This is a genomic window from Halalkalibacter oceani (assembly GCF_040544555.1).
Classification (GTDB): domain Bacteria; phylum Bacillota; class Bacilli; order Bacillales; family Bacillaceae_D; genus Halalkalibacter; species Halalkalibacter oceani.
On record NZ_JBEPKD010000014.1, the window covers coordinates 96,421 to 102,433 of the forward strand.

Annotated in this window: 6 protein-coding genes and 1 pseudogene; 1 reads left to right on the plus strand and 6 read right to left on the minus strand. The window is 44.1% G+C overall.

Going from position 1 to position 6,013, the window contains the following annotated elements:
* Positions 1-158 precede the first annotated feature (158 nt).
* Both ABMB67_RS15135 and ABMB67_RS15140 read right to left on the minus strand, forming a co-directional pair.
* Positions 159-476 carry a YuiB family protein gene (locus tag ABMB67_RS15135; RefSeq protein ID WP_251222964.1) on the minus strand — a complete coding sequence of 106 codons (318 nt, stop codon included), beginning with the start codon at positions 474-476 and terminating at the stop codon, positions 159-161.
* A gap of 180 nt (positions 477-656) precedes the next feature.
* Complete coding sequence (locus ABMB67_RS15140) at positions 657-1,856, minus strand: NAD(P)/FAD-dependent oxidoreductase (RefSeq protein WP_354572572.1); 1,200 nt, start codon at positions 1,854-1,856, stop codon at positions 657-659.
* 377 nt (positions 1,857-2,233) lie between these two features.
* Between ABMB67_RS15140 and ABMB67_RS15145 the strand changes: the two genes are divergently transcribed.
* Complete coding sequence (locus ABMB67_RS15145) at positions 2,234-3,226, plus strand: NAD(P)/FAD-dependent oxidoreductase (RefSeq protein ID WP_251222864.1); 993 nt, start codon at positions 2,234-2,236, stop codon at positions 3,224-3,226.
* A gap of 242 nt (positions 3,227-3,468) precedes the next feature.
* Here ABMB67_RS15145 and ABMB67_RS15150 read toward each other — a convergent pair whose 3' ends face one another.
* From ABMB67_RS15150 to ABMB67_RS15165, 4 genes and pseudogenes are all read right to left on the minus strand, one after another.
* Positions 3,469-3,981 (minus strand): TlpA disulfide reductase family protein, encoded by a 513-nt coding sequence (locus ABMB67_RS15150; RefSeq protein WP_251222863.1) that lies wholly within the window; start codon positions 3,979-3,981, stop codon positions 3,469-3,471.
* A 206-nt stretch (positions 3,982-4,187) separates the two neighbouring features.
* Positions 4,188-4,280: pseudogene (locus tag ABMB67_RS15155) on the minus strand (iron-sulfur cluster assembly accessory protein); the annotation flags it as partial.
* Between the two features lie 208 nt (positions 4,281-4,488).
* Positions 4,489-5,034: a tyrosine-type recombinase/integrase gene (locus ABMB67_RS15160; protein WP_354572567.1), complete on the minus strand. Its 546-nt coding sequence runs from the start codon at positions 5,032-5,034 to the stop codon at positions 4,489-4,491.
* 565 nt (positions 5,035-5,599) lie between these two features.
* Positions 5,600-6,013, minus strand: a 414-nt coding sequence (locus ABMB67_RS15165; protein WP_354572568.1) for a phBC6A51 family helix-turn-helix protein, incomplete at its 5' end; no start/stop codon positions are given.

Below are 6,013 nucleotides of genomic sequence, written 5' to 3' on the forward strand. Positions count from 1 at the left end.
TTCAAATAAACCACTACTTTTCACTCCTCTCTTGGATACATCCTCCCCAGAGAAAGCGCAAATTATACACAAAATTAAAAAAGCGGCTCCGGCCGCCTTCCTAAAAAAAAGGTTATTTGAACGCTGTCCCTCCGTTCAAATAACCTTTTTTCAACATATTAAAACATTTGATAGCCGCGCACACGCAGCATTTTAATCACAATACCAGCAACGATCGCGCCAATAAAACCACTTGATAAGATGAGAATATCAACAATTTGCAAAGCCATCAAGTCAGTACCCAGCTTTGAAAACGCCGCGCCCGGGGCAGTGAAATACTCCATGATCCCCACATTATCAACAATCAGAATCACAATAATCGGATAAATAAACGCCATAATCCACGTAGACCGTAACACCATATTTAAAAGAAATCCAATTCCAAAAAACAAAATGAGAAAGAGGATCATTGAAATTAATAATTGCGGCAAAAACATTTGCTCCACCCCCATGTCCTTTATTAGTTTACTGAACGAGCTGCCGGTAAGTCAACTCAATGTCTTGACATCTTTGTGGCGGTTTAGAAGCCTGCGCCCGGTTCCATCAGCCGAACAGAAAAGAATGCCTCACTGGTCATTAAAAGCCAGGAGGCATTCTTCTTCATTCCATTATCCTTTTTAGAAAGGGCTCTTTCCTTTTTTCAAGACAAGGCCAGGTCCACCTAGAAGGAACAGGTAACGGTTATCGATCATTTTCTTCATGAAGTTCGCAGAAGAACCGAACAATTTACGTGTACCGACAACGCCGATCGCTTCTTTTCCGCCTAGGGACGCAACCGTTCCTTTAATATCCGGCTTAAACGTTTTCAACGGATCATTTTTGATCAGTGCTTTAATGTTATGCGCACATACTTCTGCCATCTGCATCGCAATTTGAGCAGTCGGCGGGTACGGACGGTTGATTTCTTCGTTAATTAGCAGCGCACAGTCACCGATGACAAAAACATCTTCATAACCAGGCGCACGCAAATCAGGTTCTACCTTAATCCGTCCGCGCATCGCTTCAAAGCCTGATTTTTCAATAATAGAGCTGCCGCGCACCCCAGTCGCCCAAACGACTGTTTCCGCTTTAATTTCATCCCCATTGGCCAGACTGACGCCTGTTTCCGTTACTTCCTTGATCGGACAGTTGATTTTGAACTCAACCCCGCGGCTTTCAAGAAGGTTCATCGCATATTCAACAAGCTCCGGATCAAATCCTGGTAATGCTGTTGGCGCCGCTTCAATCACATAGAGCTTCACTTTTTCGCGTGGAATATCATAGTGTTCACACAGCTCTGGTACGCGATCAGAAAGCTCACCGATAAATTCAATACCCGTGAAGCCTGCTCCTGCGACAACGAATGTAAGCAGCTCGTCCTTCTTCTCAGCTGTATTATTATACTTCGCAAACATGTACTCAATATGCTCTTTCACTTCACGAGCGCCGTTCACAGTCCACTTGCTGAAAGCATACTCGTGAACCCCAGGAACGCCGAAGGTTTCCGCTTCAGACCCTAAACCGACAACTAAGTAATCATATTCAAGCTCGCCGTTTTCAAGCACAACCTTTTTATCGGCGGCTTTAATTTCCACGACGATATCTTGAACGAATTTAATTTTATTAAGATCAAGCACGCTGCCAATCGGCATCCGTGTTCTTTCCGGTGATAATGTACCGGCAGCCGGCTCATGTAGCCATGTTGTCTGGTAATGGTAATCATGCTTGTTCACTAACGTAATGTTTGCTTCGTTATGTCCCAAAAGCTTAGACAGGCGAGTTGCTGTAATCATTCCGCCATATCCAGCGCCAAGAATAACGATATTCGGCTTTTTCAAACTAATCACTTCCGTTTCTATTTTTTTCCATGCTCGAACAACATTGTGATCCTTTTCACGAACTAATACAGAAAAAGAGACAATAATGACATAAGATCGTAAACTAGTCACAAAATACATCTTTTATAATATGACTTTTCTCGGCTTTTTTCAACTATATTTTTAAAAACTTATCGACTTCCTTTACAAACAGCGTTATTCCCGTTTGTCTTTATTTTATCATAATGTAACCGTAATCAACAGAAAAGCTTTTCCTTTTTTGAAACCGCTTTTAAAAAGATCCTTTCCTTTCTTTTCGGTTTAAATATGCGTATAATTGTCCATAAGAAAAGCGACCGTGTCGCCTTCCTTATTTCTTTTCCGGGAGTGATTGTCAGATGACGAATACCGAGAATATGTACGATATTACGATTATTGGTGGCGGCCCCACCGGACTGTTCGCCGCTTTCTATGCGGGAATGCGACAGGCGAAAGTCAAAATCATTGAAAGTATGCCGCAGCTTGGTGGACAACTTTCCGCCCTTTATCCAGAAAAGTACATCTATGATGTTGCCGGCTTTCCGAAAGTAAAAGCCCAGGATTTGGTGAACAGCCTCGAAGCTCAGGCTCAGCAATTCTCACCAACGATCGTGCTTGAACAGTCGGTACAGGAATTGAGTCAACAGGAGGACGACAGCTACATAATTACGACAGACAAGGAAACGCATTACACGAAGGCCGTGATCATCACCGCCGGGGCCGGGGCCTTTCAGCCACGCCGCCTTGAAGTCGAAAAAGCCGATCACTATGAAGGGAAGAACCTTCACTATTTCGTCAAGGACCTCAGTATCTTCACCGGAAAAAAAGTACTGATTTCCGGCGGAGGCGATTCGGCGGTTGACTGGTCGCTGATGCTGGAACCAATCGCGAAAGAAGTGACTCTCATCCACCGCCGTGACAAATTCCGTGCTCACGAACATAGTGTAGAGCTGTTAAAGCAATCAAACGTCAACATTCTGACTCCATTTGAAATTAAAGAGCTACACGGCAGTGACGAGGCGATTGAGCAAGTCGTCATCCAGGAAATTAAAGGGGATACGTCAAAAACGATCGAAGTTGATGATGTGATCGTCAATTTCGGCTTTGTTTCCTCACTCGGACCAATCAAACAATGGGGACTTGAAATCGAACGAAACGCGATTGTCGTCAATACGAAAATGGAAACAAACCTTAAAGGCGTCTACGCCGCCGGGGATGTCTGTACATACGCCGGCAAAGTGAAATTAATCGCGACAGGCTTCGGGGAAGCCCCAACCGCCGTTAACAACGCCAAAGCATACGTCGATCCAAACGCCAAAGTCTTCCCCGGCCACAGCACAAGTTTGTTTTAAAAGACTTGGACAATGAGCGAAACCGCCACGATCTTTGAAAGCCCGTTGTGAGGAAGCTGCTGAAAAAGGACGTTTTACACTTTTTCAGCAGCTTTTTCGTAATGAGCGTAGCCGTTGCCTGATTTTGAAAGCCTTGCTACGAGCGGGTTTCTCGAAGCAAGGCGCGCAACGCGCGGAGCCATTACACTCTTCTTCGAGCTACGAAAAAGGAAGTTTTCAGTGCCCTCCCCCGTTTTAAATCCTTATTCCTCAATAAGGTTAACTAATATATCAGCATTGAGTTCGCCCAAAAATCTTTCCTTCACTTTAAAGTTTTCATCTATTATGAACGTTTCAGGCATATCAATAACTTTATATAAATTTGATACTTCATCCTCGGTATCAAATAGGACTTCCAGGTTTATTTGATGTTCTTTTATAAATTCTTCAGGGGCCGTGACAGTTCGTTCAGTTAATGTACGGTTAACGGCTACTACAACGACCTTATCTTTGTATAATTTTTGAATTTTCATTAATTCTGGCATTTCATTGATACAAGGTTTGCACCAAGAAGCCCAAAAGTTAACAATTATTGTCTTTCCTTCAAATTCAGATAAGGTTACAATTTCTCCTTGCATATTTTCCAAACTAAAATTTATTGCATCATCACCTGCATTTACAGGTGAATCATTATTGAATCCAGATAATAAAATAACAAATGCTGCCAAAGAGATGGCGATTACGATTATAACTACCGTAATAATTCGTTTTAGCATTTCCTTTCTCCTTATGACTAAATTAAGACTCTCTACTTATCGTCAAGCCCCCCATCCCGTGAGCGAGGTCGAAGAGTCAAAGCCTTACTATAAATCTCTCTCTTTGTTTTTTGTAAATTGTAACAGTAATTTCCTTTATTAAATATATAATATAATGAAAAAAAAGTCCCAAAAGGCTGTTAAACCTTTTGAGACTTTTCTCTTTTTTAACATTCTTCCGGTGTTCCAGCGTGAGCCGCTGTGCGGAAAGATGAGCCGCAGCCGCATGAAGCAATCGCGTTAGGGTTATCAATCGTAAATTGGCGAAAGGTTCCCCGTTCAGTTGAACGCTAGATAAATGCGGTAATATCAACGTTTTTATTATGTACGTACGATTACTAATTACGTTTAGGGATAATAACACGCAACCTTAATAGCGATGGTTGACGCTAATTAAATAATACCCAAAATCTCCCGTTACGTAAAGATGGAATGTACGTTTGTTCATCATTTCCGTTTCGAGAGACGTCAAACCTCAATCGCCTCGTAAGCCGCGTCAATCTCGTCCCGTGTAATACCGATATACTTTAAAGTCATGGCCGGCGTGCTATGGTTAAGAATCGCCATGATCCGGGTGACATCGATGCCCTGCTTATAAATTTTGAATCCGAATGTCTTTCGAAGCGTGTGTGTGCCGATGGCTCCGATCTTATCCGCAATGCCCGCTCGTTCCGCTGCCTCGTTTAATATACGGTAAGCCTGAACGCGAGAGATCGGCTTATTGCCGCCCTGGCGTGAACGAAAGATATATTCGTCGTCGGCCCCGTCGAGCTTCTTCACTTCCGCGATAACCGTTTTACTCAATTTGATACGGCGGGGCTTCTTCGTCTTCGTCTCGGTAACGACTAGCTCCGTTTTGCCGCGGACATCCCCGATCTTTATTTCGAGCAAGTCGGAAATACGTAGTCCAAGCGATACGCCCATGACGAACATTAGTCGGTTGCGTCCGTGTAGGGCCGCTTTCATTTTCGCAATATCCCGGTCAGATTTTATCGGATTCACTTCGTTAGACATCGGCTTCCCTCCGTTAGTGTAACGTTAATTTTATTTTGTTACAGTTATTATAACGGAGGATATTTCTCGCGTCAATCTACTTTACATGGCGATTCACTTTACACCGAGATTTTAAAATTTTGTACGCAACTTTAACCGGCCAGAATGGGGGATTCCGGAGGCCCCCGCTTGGGGGGCGACCGTGCCGAAAACGAACGAAAAATCACAGTCAAATGATCGTTTTTGCGATGAATATTAAATACATTTCAACGAATAAACAGCGTAACATTTGTACGTTTTGTTACGGTCGCGGACGCAATGAAACGTTGATACGACGTGTGTTACAGCAATTCCATGCCGCCCCCTATTCGTCGATTACTTTATTCATCGCGAAACCCTTGCCGTATAAGCATCGCGGATATGACCGATTGCTTAACGTTATGTATAAAATCGTGCATAAACATACACCACCGCGTTAAAGTGCGAATGTGACACGCGAACCGACCCCGGGGTTTCCGAGGCCCGCACGCGTCAGGGCGGTGTCGCAGATATGTAAAGGGTGGGAAAGGGACGAATCCCCCTCCTCCTACTCGATCATGCGGTTCAACTCGTCTACCGCATCGGTTAACTCTTCGCGGCTCATACGTGGTTCGCCCGAGGCGTATACGTGAATGTCCGGGGAATCCTTAGCGAGTCTACCCAACACCTTATATGCGAGTTCAATCGCCTTTGTCGAGGGTATACCGTTGTTACCTCCGCGAACCGCTTTCATCAACGCAGCGTCAATTTCCGGTAAATGCGCTGATAGCATCGTATAACTAAGCGCGTCCATATACTTGACGAACTCCGGTTTCTTCCTTATTAAATAAAGCCCCTGCCGTGTGAGATCGAACTCGGCCGCTATCTCCTCGAGGTTCTTCCGATCCTCCTTAGCGGCAAACTCGTTCTCGATCAAACGTTGTGCAATCGCTTTGTCTCGGTTAGATAGTTCGTTATTCAT